This window comes from Rhizocola hellebori (genome assembly GCF_016862955.1).
GTDB classification, from domain to species: domain Bacteria; phylum Actinomycetota; class Actinomycetes; order Mycobacteriales; family Micromonosporaceae; genus Rhizocola; species Rhizocola hellebori.
In genome coordinates this window covers 18082-34234 of record NZ_BONY01000094.1, presented here as the reverse complement: position 1 = coordinate 34234, position 16153 = coordinate 18082, and the positions used below count along the sequence as shown (strand labels likewise).

Here is a 16153-nt window from a genome sequence, read left to right as displayed (position 1 = left end):
TGCGCGAAAACATCTGTCTCCCAGGGCTTTCCCGCCGCTCGCACTTTCTGCGTTCCTTCTGGTTCTTTCTGCGCCGCAGCGTCGTGGTCACCCGCCGTATCTCCCGGCGGCAACGCCACCTCCGTGCTGGGTCACCCTCGGCGCCTGCGGCGCCGGCCCGCACATGCTTGCGCGATTACGGAACGCTGTTGAAAAGGGCGACTACCCCACCGATCGTCAGCGCCCACCCGAGGTACCACCCGGCGAACACTCCCCTGCTCCAGCTTCGGCCACCGAACTCCGAGACGATGCTGATGCCGAACACCAGGAGTACCTGCATCACCACATACAAGCAGAGCATGCCGTACATGACGGCAAACCGGCCGCCGGAGTCCAGGTCGGCGTCGGCATCGCCGCCGCCCATCCATAGCGCAAGGCCCAGCACCGCCGCGATGGCTAACAGATGACCGAACAGCCCCAACCCGACGCCGGCGAAGGCCGGCCATTTTCCGTCGCCGGCCAAACGCCCCATGGCGCTTCGCTGTTCGGTCACCCGCACATGGTAGCGGCGTCCTGCGCCTTTACCGCACCAGTCTCAGCCCGGACATGCCGCCGTCGACGGGCAGCGTGATGCCGGTGGTGGCGCCGGCCGCGGGGCTTGCTAGGTAAAGCATTGCGGCCGCCACCTCCTGCGCGGTGACGAGGCGGCCGGTGGGCTGGCGGGCTTCGAGGCGTCGTCGCTCTTCGGCTGGATCCTCTGTGCGCGACAGCAGCCGCTCGACCCAAGGCGTGTCAACGGTTCCAGGTGCGACCATGTTGACCCTTATGCCTTCTGCCACCAGATCCGCGGCCATGGCGAGGGTCAGCGCGTGCACGGCGCCCTTGGAGGCGGAGTAGAGCGCCCGCTTGGGCAGCCCGGCGGTAGCGGCGATCGAAGAGGTGTTGACGATCGCGGCACGCGTGCTGCGGCGTAGATATGGCAGGGCTGCCTTTGTCCCGCGCACGATGCCCATAACGTTAATGTCGAGCACCCTGGCCCACTCCGCGTCGGAGTTCTCCTCCACGGTGCCGACCGCTGAGATTCCGGCATTGTTGATGAGCACATCGATGCCGCCATAACGTTCCGCTACCGCGAGCATCGCCGCGTCCATGGAGGCTTGGTCGGCAACGTCGGCCCGCACGGGCAGCGCCTCCGCCCACTCGCCCGGCTGCAGATCGAGCACGGCAACCCGCGCTCCCTTACCCAGAAACGCTTGGCACGCAGCCATTCCGATGCCGGAACCGCCGCCGGTGACAGCTACCACAAGGTTATCGAGCATCGCTGGCCCCGAAGACCGTGCGCTGGCGGCCCAGGCCGTCGATCTCCAGCTCGACGACATCGCCGGCTTTGAGATAGGGGAATCGTCCCGACAGGCCAACGCCTTCAGGCGTACCGGTGTTGATGACGTCGCCCGGATCGAGAACAGTGAACTGGGAAAGATGCCAGATCAGGTGGGCCACCCCAAAGATCATGTCGGCGGTGGAGGAGTCTTGGCGCGCTTCGCCGTTGACCCACGAGCGAAGGCCAAGCTCCTGCGGGCTGACCTCGTCGGCGGTGACGAGCCACGGCCCGAGCGGGTTGAAACCTTCACAGCTCTTGCCTTTTGACCACTGGCCGCCCGAGCGCTCCAGCTGAAACTCGCGCTCGGAGAGGTCATTGCTGATGGTGTAGCCGCCGACGCAAGCCAGCGCCGCCTCGGGTGAGTCGAGATAACGTGCCGTCTTTCCAATCACGATCGCCAGCTCGACCTCCCAGTCGGTCTTCTGGCTGGCGCGCGGAATCATCACGTCGTCGAACGGCCCGGTGACGGTGTTGGCGGCCTTGTAGAACAGCACTGGCTCGGCCGGGTTGGCGACGCCGGACTCGGCCGCGTGGGCCGCGTAGTTCAGGCCGATACAAAGGATCGAGCCGGGACGGCTGACCGGCGCCCCGATCCGCTGACCGGCGATGTCAATCTCGGCCAAGCGACCTTCCGCATGAGCCTGGCCGACCAGCGCCGGGCCTTGCGCCCAGAACGCTGGGTCGATGTCGGCGACGATCGGCGTCAGGTCGAAGTGCTTGCCGTCTCGGTCTTGAAGCACCGGGCGTTCCGCTCCGGCGGGTCCTACGCGCAGCAGTTTCACGCTGAGAGAGCCTAGTTGGCGGAAAGCCGTTCCGCTAGATAGAACGGCTTTCCGTCAGCCGGGATTAGCGCTGGACGCGGGCAGAGCCGCCGGACATGAGAGCCTCCACCTCGGAGCGGGTGGCCATGGAGGTGTCGCCCGGCGTGGTCATCGCCAGCGCCCCGTGGGCGGCGCCGTACTCGACGGCGCGGGCCAGGTCACCCGTGGTGAGCAGGCCGTAGATCAGGCCGCTGGCGAAGCTGTCGCCGCCGCCGACCCGGTCCAGGATCTCCAGGCCGGGGCGGTGCGTGGCGTGGGCGAAACCGTCCCGGCTCCAGGCCACCGCGCCCCAATCGTTGACCGTCGCACTGTGCACCGTGCGCAGCGTGGTGGCGACGACCTTGAAGTTGTCGTACTCCCGCACGACCTCGCCGATCATCTTCTCGAAGTTCTCGGCCGCCAGGTCGGACAGGTCCTCGGACGTGCCGGGCACCTCGAAGCCGAGGCTGGCGGTGAAGTCCTCCTCGTTGCCGATCATCACGTCCACGTACCGGGCCAATCGCTGGTTGACCTCCTGCGCCCGCGCCTTGCCGCCGATCGCCTTCCACAGGCTCGGCCGGTAATTGAGGTCGTACGAGATGACGGTGCCGTGGCGCCGGGCCGCGGCCATCGCCGCCTCGATCACGTCGGGCGTGGTATCCGACAGCGCGGCGTAAATGCCTCCGGTATGGAACCAGCGCACCCCCAGCGTGCCGAACAGGTGCTCCCAGTCGATGTCGTCGGGGCGCAGCTGGCCCGCAGCGGTGTGGCCGCGGTCGGAAACGCCGACCGCGCCGCGCACGCCGAAGCCGCGCTCGGTGAAGTTGAGGCCGTTGCGTACGGTGCGGCCGATGCCGTCGTAGGGAACCCACTTCACGAGCGAGGTGTCCACGCCGCCGGTGAGGATCAGATCCTCCAGCAGCCGGCCCACCTCGTTATCGGCGAACGCGCTGACCAGGGCGGTGCGCATTTCGAAGCAGCGGCGCAGCCCGCGGGCCACGTTGTATTCCCCGCCGCCCTCCCAGGCGCGAAATGAGCGGGCGGTGCGCACCCGGCCCTCGCCCGGGTCGAGCCGCAGCATCACCTCGCCGAGCGAGACCAGGTCATAGCGGCATTGCTCGGCCGCGCGAGCGACGATCGGCATCAGGCTCCCCCTTCTCGGGTGGCGGCGACCGCGGCGGCGGTACGGCGGGTGATCTCGGCGTAGTCCCCGGCAGCCAGCAGGTCGGCCGCGACCATCCAGGTGCCGCCGACGGCGAGCACAGCCGGGAGCGCAAGGTAAGCCGCGAGGTTGGCGGTGGTGACGCCGCCGGTGGGCACGAAGCGGACGCCCGGGAACGGGGCGGAGAGGGCCTTGACCATCGGCGCGCCGCCGAGTTGCTCGGCGGGGAAGAACTTCACGGTGGTGAGCCCCGCCTCCAGCGCCATCTGGATCTCGGTCGGGGTGGCGACGCCCGGGAAGACCGGGACGCTCAGCTCCTGGCAACGGCGCACGACGGCGGCGCTGAAACCGGGGCACACCACGAAGCGGGCGCCCGCCTCGACCGCGCGCTCGGCCTGCTCCGGGGTCAGCACCGTGCCGGCCCCGACGACCAGGTCCGACGAGGCCGCGAGGCGTTTGATCGAGTCGAGGGCGCTTGGAGTGCGCAGCGTTACCTCGATTGAGTGCAGCCCGCCCGCGGCGATTGCGGCAGCCAGTGGCTCGGCCTGGTCGGCATCGGGAAGGATGATCACCGGCAGCAGGCGGTCACCGGCCAGCAGCGTGGTGATGTTGTCAGATGAGTGTTCATGTTGGTGAACTGTGGTCACGTATGTGATCCTATGGGCCGACGAAGGGGATGGCAATGAACGAGGCGCGCCCGCCGGTGAAGTCCGCCGACCGGACCCTGGAGCTGTTGGAGGCGCTGGCCGCGGGCGGCCCCCGCGGGCTGGTGGAGCTCGCCCGCGAACTGGACATCCCCAAGAGCAGCCTGCACGGCCTGCTGCGCACCATGACCCAGCGCGGCTGGGTCGAGACCGATGCCACCGGCACCCGCTTCGGCCTTGGCGTGCGCGCCCTTCAGGTCGGCGCGGCCTATCTGGACAGCGACGACACGCTAGGCCTGGTCAGCGCGACGCTGGACGCGCTTGCCGAGCGGTTCGGCGAGACTGTCCACTTGGGACGGCTCGACGGGCCGAACGTCGTTTACATAGCGAAACGCGAATCAGCGCATCCGCTAAGGCTTTTCAGCGCCATCGGCCGCCGCCTGCCCGCGCACGCCACCGCGCTGGGCAAGGCGCTGCTGGCCCAGCGTCCCGACGCCGAGGTCGACCGCCTGCTCGACTGGCCCTTGCCCAGCCTCACCCCGCACACCCTCACCACGCCCGAAGCGCTGCACGCGGACCTGGCCCGGGTACGCGAGCACGGCTGGGCCGAGGATCGTGAGGAGAACACGGAGGGCATCATGTGCCTGGCCGTCGCGGTGCCGCTGCGCAAGCCCGCGGTGGACGCGATCAGCGTCTCCGTCCCGCTGGCCCGAATGCGCGACACCACCGCCGCCGACATCGTCGCCGACCTGCATCGCCACGCCGCCCACCTGCAAGCCGCCGCCCACCTCCTGCCCTGACCCGCCGCGGCCCCAGCGTAGGGACGCGGCGAGTCAGCCGGCCGGATCAGCAGTGCTCAAACGGCGAGGTATAGCTGGAACCGCCGGTGCTCCCACCCCACTTGACACAGGTTGGTGCGGTCCGGATTACCGGCCCGGCGTAGTACGAGAAGCTGCCCGAGTCGGTAGTTCGGCTCGCCCCTTGCGGTTCGAGGAACGCGCTCGTCGCCGTCGGGGTGCCAACGTTGGCAAACTTCAGAGTGATGGCACAGTTCTGGCTGGTCGAGCCCTTCCACAGCAGGTTCGCCGTGCCCGCGCTGCCCAGCTTGACCGAGTCGGTCATCTCGAACCCCGCGCCGCACTCCGCCGCCGGGTCGTAGGAGCTGGCGCAGTTGTGGCTCGTGACGTTGCCGACGTTGTAAGGGAAGGTGGTGCCGTTGAAGACCGCGCGGATGATGTCCGATTGCGACCGGGTCGGGTAGCGCACCTCGTAATGCAGGTGCGGCGAGATCCCGTTACCCGGCTTGCTCGTGTTGCCGACCGCGCCGATCGCCTGCCCGCGCAGGACCGACTGACCCGAGGACACCGCACGCTTGTCCAAATGCGCGTAGTAGGTGAAGTACCCGCCCCCATGGTCAATGACAATGAGATTTCCATAGCCGTTCACCGAACCCTGGTGCGCCGAGACCACCACCGTGCCGCCGGCCGCCGCGAGGACGGTGTCGCCAAGGTCGGCCGTGGCCGTGGAGCCGCGGTTGAAATCGATCTCCCACGAGACATGGGCGCTGCTCCCGCTGCTGTTGCCACCCCAGGTCTGGCTGCAGGGGAACGGCAGCTGGAAGGCGGGCGCCGCCTGGGCCGGATTGGCGATGAGCGTCGTGCTGGTGACGCCGAGTGCCACGGCCGCCAAGGCTCGAAGGACAGTTAGCCGCATATAGATATCCCTTCTACGGTGGATGGGACTGAGCTGCGCGACGCGGCCAGCTTCAACCAACGGACAACACGTCCTCTACAAACGGTCTACAAGAGATAGTCTGATGGGCATGGCTGACGGGCTGGAGCTGCGGGTTCTGGGTCCGTTGGAGCTCCTGATAGACGGTGTGCCAACGGCGCTGGGCGGTGTGAAGCCGCGGATGCTGCTGGCCACGCTGGTGCTGCACCACCGCCGCGCCGTCTCCGTTGACCAGCTTGTCGAGGTGTTGTGGCCCGTTGACCGGCCCCGCTCGGCCCACGCCAATGTGCAGACCTATATCAGTGGGCTGCGGGCGCAGCTTGGCCCGGAGCGGTTGGAGACGCGCACCCCGGGCTACCGGCTGAACCTGCGCGAAGGCGAGCTTGACCTGCAACGATTCGATCGGCTGGCGGCCGGGGACGTGCTCAGTGAGGTGGAGGAGGCGCTGGCGATGTGGCGGGGCGATCCGATCGAGGATCTGCCCGCCTCCCCGGCGTGGAACACCCATCTGGAGGGCCTGCTTCGCCGCCGGCGCACCGCCCGGCAGACCCGGGCACGCTTGCTGATCGACGCCGATCGCGCCCGCGACGCGCTGCCTGATCTGCGCGCCCTGGTCGATGAGGACCCGTTGTGGGAGGAGGGCTGGTTCCTTCTGGTCCGGGCTCTTGCCGCCACCGGCCAACGAGCAGAAGCACTTTCTGGGTACTCGGAAGCGCGCCGCATATTCGCCACCGAGCTTGGCATCGAGCCGGGTGAGCCGCTGCGCCGATTGCATCGGGAGCTGCTGACCGAGGCTCCGGCCGGGGTGGAGCGGCTCGACCACGACGCCGCCACCCTGTTGCGCGGGCTGGCGAAATTGGCGATGCCGGCCACCCCGGAGTGGGTCGCGGCGGCGCTGCTCGATCGCCCGCACGCCGATGATCTGCTGGAAACGCTTGTCCAGGCGAGGTTGCTGCGCCGCAACTCCGAAGACCGCTATACCGTGCCCGCGCTGGTCAACCTGCTCGCCGCCGATCTGCCGGGCGATCAGTCCGACCAGCCATTGATCCGGGTTCTCAGCGGCTATCTCTTCCTGGCCGAGCAGGCCGCGCACATGTTGCCGGCGCAGGTCTTCGGGCCGGGGGTGGCCGTCGCGCCGCGGCGGGCGGTGCCGCTGGCGCAACGGGATGCGTTGCAGTGGTTCGCTTCCGAGCTTTGCGCCCTGGAGCGTGCCGTGCAGCTGGCCGCCGATCTGGGCCGCTCCGATCTGGCCTGGGAGATCGCGCACGCCCTGGTCCCCTGGTGCGATCTGGGCGGGCACACCGCCGAGTGGGAGAAGACCCATTCGGTGGCGCTGATCTCGTGCCGTTCCACCGGTGACCTTCTCGGCGAGGCCACCACCCTGCGCGGGCTCGGCCAGCTGCATGTTTACCGCGATCACTACGACGCCGCGGCGGAGGCCTTCGGCCGGTCCCGGCTTCTTTTCGCCCGGCTCGGCAACGACTGCGGCGAGGCCGGCGCTCTGGCCGGTCTCGGGACGGTGCTGCGCCTGCGCGGTGAGCTTGACCAGGCCTACGCCTGCTTCCGTCAGGTGCTCGCCTCGTACGTGGAGGCGGGCGATCTGCGCGGGCAGGCCTTCGCGCACGGTTCCCTGGGGCAAGCCCTGCTGGCCCGGGGGGATCTGGCCGGGGCCGCGAAGGCGCTCAACAAGGGGCTGGAGATGGCGTCCGCATTGGACGATCACCATCGGGTCGCCCACCTCACCCATCATCTTGGCGTGAGCATGCTGCGCAAGGGCGACGCCGAGTCGGGGCATGCGAAGCTCTCCGAAGCGTTGGAGCGCTTCGGTTCCCTGGGCGACGCCCACGGACAGGCCTACTGTCTCACCGACCTGGCCGAGCTGGAGCCGATAGACGCGGCGGTGGGCCGGCTCACGGCCGCGCTGGAGATCTTCGAACGCATCGGCGACCGCCGCGCACAGGCAAAGTGCGCCCGGCGGCTGGGCGAGTTGCACCGAGAAGCCGGGCGCGACAGTTTAAGCGGCGCCTACCTTGACGAGGCCCGGCGTCTGCAGGCCACGGTCACCACATCGTGACAGAGAAAGACTTTCAGCTCGGATAGATGGCAACCATTACCGTGAACCGGCAGGCGTTGCGCGAGGCGCGCTCGTAGCGCGTCACCATCTGGATCAGCTCGGCGCGGAAGCCGGCGATCTGGTCCTCCGGGATGTGCACCAGCCCGGTGCTCACCATCATCCGCTCGGAGTCGGGCGCATCCGGGCTCATCGTCATCGATTCCATCTTGAGCCCGTCGTGGATGTCGTCGCGAACCTTGTCGATCGCCTGCAACACCAGCTCACGGGTCTCGTCGCCACCGTCTCCGGCACGGCGATGGAACGTCACGCTGTATTGGCCCGCCCCGTAATGCTTTTCGATGATGCCGTTGACGACACGGGTGTCCCGCACCTGCAACAGCTCATGGCGCTCAAGCATGTTCAGGTGGTAGTAGACGTTGGTGGGCAGCACCCCCACCTGGGCGGCCAGCTCGCGCGCTGTCCAGGTGCGGTCGGGTTGGCCCATGGTCAGATCGAGCAATGTCATCCGGATGGGATCTGCGAGTGCTTTCAACATCGAGACGTCATCAATGACGCGCTCAATCACTATATCCGCCATGCTTCCCCGTACTTTCATTGACAGATCTTCATCATTCACCATACTGAGAATGCCGATCGCCATACTTTATCCGATAGAGGGAATAGACATGCCAGGTCAGCATGCCGCAAAAGCGGCCGCCGTCTTCATTGCAATGAGCGCGATCGCCACCCCGCTACCTGAGGTAATCGCGGAGACGAGCACCGTTACATTCGTAGAAGTACTAAGTGATCCTGAGGGAGAAGATGAGGGGCTGACCCATCTTGCGACCGAGGTGAGGAATTATGGCTGCGGGGATCAGTGAAGTATTTTTTGGCAATTACGCAATGTCAAGAGGTCAACACGGAATCCGACGTCCGCCGCATTAGCCGCGACTGTCCAACCTGGTCGGTGAAGCCCCACCGCTGATAAAAAGGCACAAGATTGGGCTGGCAGATCAGTTCCACACTGCGGACACTACCCACCTGCGGATGATTGATAATCGAGTCGAGCAAGGTCCGGCCTAGACCGGTTCCGCGCCTATCCTCCGGCACGATCACGTCGAGTACCATCGCCAAGTAGACACCGTCGGTAATAACGCGCGCGAAGCCGACGAGGCGATCAATTGAGGTGTCGATAAGCGCGAAGACGAGACTCGATCCGCGCAGCATGTCTTCGACCTCATCGCGGCGGCGGCCGGCCGTCCACCATTGCCCGGCGAACAGCTCCATCAGCTGGTCAAGTCGATCTGCCCCCACTTGATCCGTTAATTCGATCATCAGGTCAGGATAGGCTGCGCCACATGCTGGTAAGTGCCCGTGGCTTTGAGTTCGACGTATTTGAGGGCGGTCCCGAAGATGGCATGCCAATTGTGCTGCTGCACGGGTTTCCGCAACACTCGGGCCAGTGGGAGGCGATCGTTCCCGCGCTGCACGAGGCCGGGCTGCGCACGATCGCGATAAACCAGCGCGGCTATTCGCCGGGCGCCCGCCCGGTCGAGCCGGCCGCCTACGCGCTTTCCGAATGCGTGGCCGACGTCGTGTCCATAATGGACGCCCTCGGGCATTCGAGCTTCCATCTGGTCGGCCACGACTGGGGTGCCGCGGTCGCGTGGCTGCTGGCTTCCACCGCGCCGGAACGCGTCCGCACCCTGACCGCGATCAGCGTGCCGCACGGGCAGGCCCTGTCCAAGGCCATGCGCGATCCCGAGTCCGGCCAGCGTTCCCGGTCGTCGTACATGTTCGTCTTCGCCGATCTCGAGAAGGCTGTTCCGCTGCTGCTGGAAGACGATGCCATCCGGCTGCGCGCGCTCTACCTAGGCAGCGGGATGACCGAGGAACAGGTGGAGCGGTATGTCGCGCCGATGCGGGAGCCGGCCGCCTTGCGTGCGGCGCTGACCTGGTACACAGCGGCGATTCAACGACTGTCGCCACAGCCTGGACCGGTGGCGGTGCCGACCACCCTGCTCTGGAGCAACGGCGACGTCGCCCTGGGCCGCACCGGCGCAGAAGCCACCAAGGAATTCGTGACCGGGGATTACCGTCTTATCGAGCTCGATGGCATCAGCCATTGGATCCCGGATCAGGCCCCGCAGGCCACCATCGACGCGATCCTGGACCGGGTCCGGAGCGTCGCCTGAACCGTGCGCGGAGGCGGGGCCGGGCGGTGCGCCCCCGTCTGGCGCCCATGCGCCGGCACCCCGCACGGCCCCGGGCGTATCGTGCCCGAATTCGGTTGCATAGAAGCTGCATGATGGTGACCATCACTTGGGCGACTAGGGGGAGGCGGGATGCTGCGATTCGCTGTGCTCGGTCCATTGCTTGTCACCCGCGATGAGCAGCCAATCGACCTGCCAACAGCGATGCTGCGCCGGCTCGTGGCGATCCTGCTGTGCCAGCCGGGCCAGCCGATAGCCATCGATCTTCTGCTGGATGCCCTGTGGGAGGGCCAGCCCCCGCCCTCGGCCCGCAAGACCCTCCAGATCTATGTGCATCGGCTTCGGCGCGTGCTGGGTGACGGGCGGGTGCTGCGCGGCCCGACCGGTTACACGCTCTCGCTTGAGCACGCGGAAGTGGACTTTATGATCTTCGCCGATCTGGTACGGGCTGCCGGCGAAGCCACGCAAAGGGGCGCGCTGTCGCAGGCGAGCCGGTTCTACGGCCGCGCGCTGGAGCTGTGGCGCGGCAACGCCTTTGCCGACATCCCGGGCAGCGCCCACGTCGTGGTCAACCACGCCCACCGGCTCGACGAGCAGCACGTGCAGTTCCTTCAGCGCTATGCCGAGATCGAGCTTCGGCTGGATCGACACAACGAGATTCTTAGCTGGCTCGCCCCGGCCGCCGCCGCCAACCCGTACCTTGAGCAGCTTCGTGGTCAGTTCATCGTCGCGCTCTACCGCAGCGGGCGTCAGGCCGACGCGCTCGCCGAATACCGGCGCCTGCATCAGCAGCTGGTCGACGATCTGGGCGTCGAGCCGGGCGCTGAGCTACAGCTGTTGCAGGAGCGGATGCTGCACAACGATCCGGAGTTGCTTGCCGACCGAAGTCCCTCCGGGCTGGCCCCGGTTGGCCCTCCGATTCCGGCACAGCTGCCACCGCCGCCGCCCGGCTTCATCGGCCGCTTCCGCGAGCTGGAGCAGCTGGACATGCTGCTGACCGCCGGCGCTCGTGGGCAAGGCGTCACCGTCGTGGCGCTGATCGGCATGGCCGGAGTGGGCAAGACGGCTACCGCGCTGCATTGGGCGCACCGGATCTCCCACCGTTTCCTTGACGGTCAGCTTTACGCGAACCTGCGCAGCTTCGACCCGGCCGCAGCGGTGGTGTCACCGGCCGATGTCCTGCGCGGATTCCTTGGCGCGCTTGGCATTACGCCGGACCGGGTGCCGACGGAGGTTGAGGCGCAGACGGCGTTGTTGCGCAGCCTGCTGGCCGGCCGCGAGATGCTCATCGTGCTCGACAACGTGCTCGACGCGGCGCAGGTGCGCCCGCTGCTGCCCGGCACGGGCGCCAATCTGGTACTGCTGACCAGCCGCACCGCGCTGACCGGCTTGGTCGCCATGGAGGGCGCACACCCGATCGCGTTGGGTCCGCTCACCGAGGAGCGCTCACGGCAGCTGCTTTCCGCCCGTCTCGGTCAGCGGCGTCTGGATGCCGAGCCCGACGCCGTGCGCCAAATCGTCCAGCGGTGTGCAGGGCTGCCGCTGGCGCTGGCGGTCATCGCGGCGCGCGCCCAGATCGACTCCGAGCAACCGCTCGCTACGCTCGCTGACGGCCTCGACGCGTTCAGCCACGACGATCCACTCACCGATGTACGCGCCGTCTTCTCGTGGTCCTACAAGGCATTGACCCCGTCCGCCGCTTTGGTGTTCCGCCTGTCGGCCGTCCACCCCGGCCCGGAGATAGCGATCGAAACCGTCGCCGATCTCGCCCAGCTCTCCCCCGACCGGGCCGGCGGCGCGCTGCTCGAGCTGGTGGCGGCGCAGCTGTTCGTCGAGGCCGCGCCGGGACGCTTCGCCATGCACGACCTGATGCGCTCCTATGCCGCCGAGCTGGCCGCGAAGCCCGATGACGAGCTCGGCCGGGCACGGCGAAGGCTGCTCGACCACTACCTGTACGCCGCCTGCGATGCCTCGCTGGCGCTCAACCGGGGCAGGCTGCCCGTTCCGCTTCCGCCACGTCCCGCGCACACCACCGGGATCGAGTTCGCCTCGGCGGCCGCCGCCCTGGAGTGGTTCGCGGCCGAACACGCCACCATCTGCCGCACGATCGAGCTGGCATTGGAGTCCGATTTGGACGGCCACGCGTGGCGAATCGCCTGGGCCATAAGTGACTTCGCCGTAAGGCAGTCGCGCTGGCGGATGCTGGAGCGGATCAGCCGGCAGGCGCTGGAAGCGGCCGAGCGGGCCGGTGACCGGCACGGAAGGGGTTACGCCTACCGCTACCTGGGTGCGGCCTGCGCGGCGCAGGACCAGCTGGAGCTGAGCGAGCAGTGGTACCACCTGTCCCTGCACGAGTTCTCCAAGGCGGATCTGATCGCCGAGCAAGCGTTGCTATACAACGATATGAGTGTGCTTTTCGCGAAGTCGGGCAAGTGCCCGGCGGCACCGGCCCGCGAGGCGCTGGAACTGTCCCGGCGGGCTCAGTACTTGCGGGGAGAAGCCACCGCCCTCAACGGGATCGGCACCTCCTACCTCAAAGCCGGGGACTATCCGGCGGCGCTGCACTACGGCAAGCAAGCCCTGGCCTGGCACACCGTGCTGGAGGACGACCACGGCGTCGCAGCGGCGTGGGCCACCATCGGCATGGCCCGCTACCACCTGGGCCACAGCCGGCGGGCGGGCTGGGCCTACGGAATGGCGATCGCCATCCTCCGCAAGACCGGTAGGCGACGCCATCTCGCGGAGCGCCTGGTCGAGCTCGGCGACCTCTACCTGGCCTGGGGCGAGTTCGACAAGGCGCGCCAGGCGCAGCAGGAAGCCCTTGAGATTCATCACACCACCACGGACGACGACGGGAGATGGGATGTTGCGGTTCGGTGTGCTCGGTCCGCTGCTGGTGCATCTGGATGGACGGGCGGTCGAGCTGCCGACCGCGATGCTCCGCCGGCTGCTGGCGATCCTGCTCTGCCAACCCGGCCAGCCCATCCCCATCGATAGTCTGCTGGAGGCGTTCTGGGACGGCCAGCCGCCACCCACCGCGCGCAAAACCCTGCAGATATACGTGCACCGGCTGCGCCGCGCTCTCGGTGAGGATCAGGTGCCACGCGGTCCGACCGGGTACCGGATCGCGCTTGACAACGCGGAGGTGGATTCGGCCCTCTTCGCCGATCTGGTGCGCCAGGCCGGGCACGCCGACGACCGGCAGGACCTGGCGGAGGCGAGCCGGCTCTACGCGATGGCTCTGGAACAGTGGCGGGGCAACGCTTTCGCCGACATCGTCGGCTGCGTCCACATCGCCAGCCGGGCGCGTCAGCTCGACGAGGCACGCCTGCACACCATCGAGCGCCTCGCCGACATCGAGCTGCGGCTCGGGCACCACGCCGACATCATCGGATGGCTGACCCCGGCCACGGTCGCCAACCCGTTCCTGGAGAAGCTGCGCGAGCAACTGATCCTCGCGCTTTATCGCAGCGGCCGCCAAGCCGATGCCCTGGCCGAATACCGCCAGCTGCGCCAGCAGCTGGTCGAGGAGCTAGGCGTCGAGCCCGGGCTTGAGCTTCAGCAGCTGCACGAACGGATGCTGCTCAACGATCCCGAGCTGACCGCCGACCCTCGGCCGGTCCCGGTCACGGCCGTGCGGCCGGCGGTCCCCGCTCAGCTGCCCCTGGTTCCGCGCGGCTTCACCGGTCGCGGCGGCGAACTTGAACAGCTGCACTGCGTCCTGGACACCCGCGACGGCGAGGACCCGGTCACGGTCGTCGTCGTGACCGGGACAGCGGGCGTCGGCAAGACCGCGACGGCGCTTTACTGGGGACGCCGGGTGGCGCATCACTTTCCGGACGGCCAGCTTTACGCCAACCTGCGCGGCTTCGATCCGTCGGCCCCGGCGGTGCCACCATCGGAGGTGCTGCAGGCCTTCCTAGGCGCCCTCGGCGTCGCCGCCGGCCAGATCCCGGCCGATGTCGAGGCGCAGGCGGCGCTGTTCCGCAGCCTGCTCACCGGTCGCCGCATGCTCATCGTCTTGGACAATGTCCTGGACGCCGCCCATGTCCGGCCGCTGCTTCCCGGGGCCGGGCCATGCCTGGCCGTCCTGACCAGCCGCAGTCCACTCACCGGTTTGGTGGCGGCGGAAGGCGCCTATCCGCTGACGCTACGGCTGTTGAGCGAGAGCGAGTCCTGGCAGCTGCTCGCGGTGCGCCTGGGCCAGGCCCGGCTGAACGCCGAGCCCGAAGCGGCGCATCGGATTGTGCGCAGCTGCGCCGGACTTCCGCTGGCGCTGGCGGTGATGGCGGCGCGAGCTCTGATCCATCCGGAGACCGCACTCGCTTCCCTGGTCGCTGGCCTGGACGCCTTGCGCGACGATGACCCGCTGGTCGATGTCCGCGCCGTGTTCTCCTGGTCCTACGACGCGCTAAGCCCGTTGGCCGCCTTGGTGTTCCGCCTGTCCGCGCTTCATCCGGGGCCGGACATCGCCCTGCCCACCGTCGCCGACCTCGCCCACCTCACGCTGGCACAGGCCGCCGACGCGCTCGCCGAGCTGGTGGAGGCCCAGCTGTTCACCGAGGTCGGGCCGGAGCGCTTCAGCACCCACGATCTGTTGCGCGCCTACGCCACCGAGCTGGTGGCCCGCCTCGATCCGCCGGAGAGCAGGGCCGCGGCACGTCAGCGCCTACTGGACCACTACCTGCACAGCTCCCGGGATGCCGCGCTGCTCATGAACAAGGTGCGCCTCCCGGTCCCCATGCCGCAGCAGCCCGCGGACCTGCACGGTGTGGACATCGCCACGGCGCAGGAGGCCCTCGGCTGGTTCGCTGCGGAATTCTCGGCGCTGTGCGGGGTGATGGAGCAGGCGATCGAGGCCGGAGCGGACGGCTACGTGTGGCGGATCGCCTGGGGCATCTCCGATTTCGCCACTCGCCAGTCCCGATGGGCGGAGCTGGAGCGGATCAGCGAGGCCGCTATCGCGGCGGGTACCAGGACGGGCGAGGCACATGGCCGCGGCAGCGGCCATCGATATCTATCGCTTGCCGCCCATTTTCGAGGACGGCTGGACGACGGCATCAGACATGCCGAATTGGCCATCGACGCCTACGCCCAGGAAGGTCTCATCGCGGAGCAAGCTCTGATGTGTCTGGATATGAATTCCTTGCTGGAATCGGTCGATGCCAAGCGGGCTTTGCGCTACGCCAACCAAGCGCTCGAGCTGGCGCGGCAGTGCGGCTACCGGTCGGGCGAGGCCGACGCGCTCAACGCCATCGCCATGTGTGCCAACCACTTTGGCGACTACGAGGAAGCGCTTCGCACGGGAGGGATGGCCCTTGCCATGCTTCGTGAGATGGACAGCCCCTACGGCGTGGCGGCCGCGGTTTCCACGGTCGGCCTCGCCCACCACCGCCTGGGCCGGCTGCCCGAGGCGATCGACGAATTCGAAGAGTCGATAGCGCTGTACCGCAAGGTGAACCGGCCCCTCTATGTGGCCGGCAACCTGGTGTCGGTCGGCGACATCTACCGCGAGGCCGGCCGGTGCGCGGAGGCGGGCCGGGCCTGGCACGAGGCGATCGTGATTTACCGAGAGCTGGGCCAGGTGCGCGAGGATTTGCTGGCCCGGGTGCGGGAGCTGGCTATGCCCGGGGGTCAGAGCTGAGCAGAGACCACACCTCGCTGTCGTGGCGTTCGCCGTTGATGACGAAGTCGGACCGGTGCGTGCCCTCGTAGGTGAAGCCGAGCCGCTTGGCCACCGCTTTGCTGCGCTCGTTGAGCGGATCGGTGTGCCACTCCACCCGGTGCATGCCGCGCGCGCGGAACGCCCAGTCAATCATCAAGCGGGCGGTGGCGCTGATCAGTCCCCGGCCCTGGGCCTGCGGCGCGAGCCAGACGCCGATCTCGCAAACTCCGCCGACGCTGTCGAAGGTCTTGAAGAGGGTCCCGCCGCTGAGCACGCCGTCGATCCAGATGCCGTAGAGACGGCCCTCATCGTGGGCCTGCTTGTCGGCGAAGCGCTGCAACAGGTCCCGCGCTGTTTGCGCATCGACAACCCTTGACGCGAAAGGGATCCAGGGCTTGAGGTGGTCGCGGGCCTGGGCCACGTGGGCGGCGAACTCGTCGGCATTCCACGGCTCCAGCGCGCGCAGCTCGGCGCCGCCACCAAGGTCAAGGGCAAGCATGCCGCCAGGCTACGCAAACCTGCGTA

15 protein-coding genes are annotated in these 16153 nt (G+C 68.0%); 6 read left to right on the top strand and 9 right to left on the bottom strand.

Translation table 11 applies throughout. The features are described 5' to 3' along the window. Window positions 1–175: 175 nt before the first annotated feature. The 5 genes from Rhe02_RS42265 to Rhe02_RS42245 all read right to left on the bottom strand — a co-directional run bounded on the left by Rhe02_RS42265 (window position 176) and on the right by Rhe02_RS42245 (window position 3969). Complete coding sequence (locus tag Rhe02_RS42265; protein ID WP_203914156.1) at window positions 176–532, bottom strand: hypothetical protein; 357 nt, start codon at window positions 530–532, stop codon at window positions 176–178. 28 nt (window positions 533–560) lie between these two features. Continuing rightward, complete coding sequence (locus Rhe02_RS42260; protein WP_203914155.1) at window positions 561–1298, bottom strand: SDR family NAD(P)-dependent oxidoreductase; 738 nt, start codon at window positions 1296–1298, stop codon at window positions 561–563. After that, the gene (locus tag Rhe02_RS42255) at window positions 1288–2142 is read right to left on the bottom strand and encodes a fumarylacetoacetate hydrolase family protein (protein WP_203914154.1); all 855 of its coding nucleotides are present in this window, start codon (window positions 2140–2142) and stop codon (window positions 1288–1290) included. Before Rhe02_RS42255 ends, Rhe02_RS42260 begins: the two co-directional genes overlap by 11 nt. Window positions 2143–2206: 64 nt before the next feature. After that, window positions 2207–3304 (bottom strand): sugar kinase, encoded by a 1098-nt coding sequence (locus Rhe02_RS42250; protein ID WP_203914153.1) that lies wholly within the window; start codon window positions 3302–3304, stop codon window positions 2207–2209. Beyond that, the gene (locus tag Rhe02_RS42245; RefSeq protein WP_239124404.1) at window positions 3304–3969 is read right to left on the bottom strand and encodes a bifunctional 4-hydroxy-2-oxoglutarate aldolase/2-dehydro-3-deoxy-phosphogluconate aldolase; all 666 of its coding nucleotides are present in this window, start codon (window positions 3967–3969) and stop codon (window positions 3304–3306) included. The genes Rhe02_RS42250 and Rhe02_RS42245 overlap by 1 nt, the downstream gene beginning before the upstream one ends. 35 nt (window positions 3970–4004) lie before the next feature. On the opposite strand from Rhe02_RS42245, the gene Rhe02_RS42240 reads away from it, so the two are divergent. Then, window positions 4005–4766 (top strand): IclR family transcriptional regulator, encoded by a 762-nt coding sequence (locus Rhe02_RS42240; protein ID WP_239124403.1) that lies wholly within the window; start codon window positions 4005–4007, stop codon window positions 4764–4766. Between the two features lie 46 nt (window positions 4767–4812). Here the strand turns inward: Rhe02_RS42240 and Rhe02_RS42235 are convergent, their stop codons facing one another. After that, the gene (locus Rhe02_RS42235; RefSeq protein ID WP_203914151.1) at window positions 4813–5679 is read right to left on the bottom strand and encodes a M23 family metallopeptidase; all 867 of its coding nucleotides are present in this window, start codon (window positions 5677–5679) and stop codon (window positions 4813–4815) included. A 109-nt stretch (window positions 5680–5788) separates the two neighbouring features. Here Rhe02_RS42235 and Rhe02_RS42230 point away from each other — a divergent pair, with 109 nt between their 5' ends. After that, window positions 5789–7771 (top strand): AfsR/SARP family transcriptional regulator, encoded by a 1983-nt coding sequence (locus Rhe02_RS42230; RefSeq protein ID WP_203914150.1) that lies wholly within the window; start codon window positions 5789–5791, stop codon window positions 7769–7771. Between the two features lie 13 nt (window positions 7772–7784). Here the strand turns inward: Rhe02_RS42230 and Rhe02_RS42225 are convergent, their stop codons facing one another. Beyond that, a complete protein-coding gene (locus tag Rhe02_RS42225; RefSeq protein WP_203914149.1) occupies window positions 7785–8411 on the bottom strand; it encodes an ArsR/SmtB family transcription factor in 627 nt (208 codons plus the stop codon). Between Rhe02_RS42225 and Rhe02_RS42220 the strand changes: the two genes are divergently transcribed. Continuing rightward, window positions 8398–8631 (top strand): hypothetical protein, encoded by a 234-nt coding sequence (locus tag Rhe02_RS42220; RefSeq protein WP_203914148.1) that lies wholly within the window; start codon window positions 8398–8400, stop codon window positions 8629–8631. The genes Rhe02_RS42225 and Rhe02_RS42220 overlap by 14 nt on opposite strands. Before the next feature lie 25 nt (window positions 8632–8656). Here Rhe02_RS42220 and Rhe02_RS42215 read toward each other — a convergent pair whose 3' ends face one another. Then, window positions 8657–9085, bottom strand: coding sequence for a GNAT family N-acetyltransferase (locus Rhe02_RS42215; RefSeq protein ID WP_203914147.1), 429 nt, complete (start codon window positions 9083–9085; stop codon window positions 8657–8659). Window positions 9086–9108: 23 nt separating this feature from the next. On the opposite strand from Rhe02_RS42215, the gene Rhe02_RS42210 reads away from it, so the two are divergent. From Rhe02_RS42210 to Rhe02_RS50275, 3 genes are all read left to right on the top strand, one after another. Continuing rightward, a complete protein-coding gene (locus Rhe02_RS42210) occupies window positions 9109–9945 on the top strand; it encodes an alpha/beta fold hydrolase (RefSeq protein ID WP_203914146.1) in 837 nt (278 codons plus the stop codon). Between the two features lie 150 nt (window positions 9946–10095). After that, window positions 10096–12960 (top strand): AfsR/SARP family transcriptional regulator, encoded by a 2865-nt coding sequence (locus tag Rhe02_RS42205; protein WP_203914145.1) that lies wholly within the window; start codon window positions 10096–10098, stop codon window positions 12958–12960. Continuing rightward, window positions 12899–15607, top strand: coding sequence for an AfsR/SARP family transcriptional regulator (locus tag Rhe02_RS50275; RefSeq protein ID WP_239124405.1), 2709 nt, complete (start codon window positions 12899–12901; stop codon window positions 15605–15607). The genes Rhe02_RS42205 and Rhe02_RS50275 overlap by 62 nt, the downstream gene beginning before the upstream one ends. On the opposite strand, the gene Rhe02_RS42185 is transcribed toward Rhe02_RS50275, so the two are convergent. Then, entirely contained in the window at window positions 15585–16127 is a 543-nt protein-coding gene (locus tag Rhe02_RS42185) for a GNAT family N-acetyltransferase (RefSeq protein WP_203914144.1), read from the bottom strand. The genes Rhe02_RS50275 and Rhe02_RS42185 overlap by 23 nt on opposite strands. Window positions 16128–16153 lie beyond the last annotated feature (26 nt).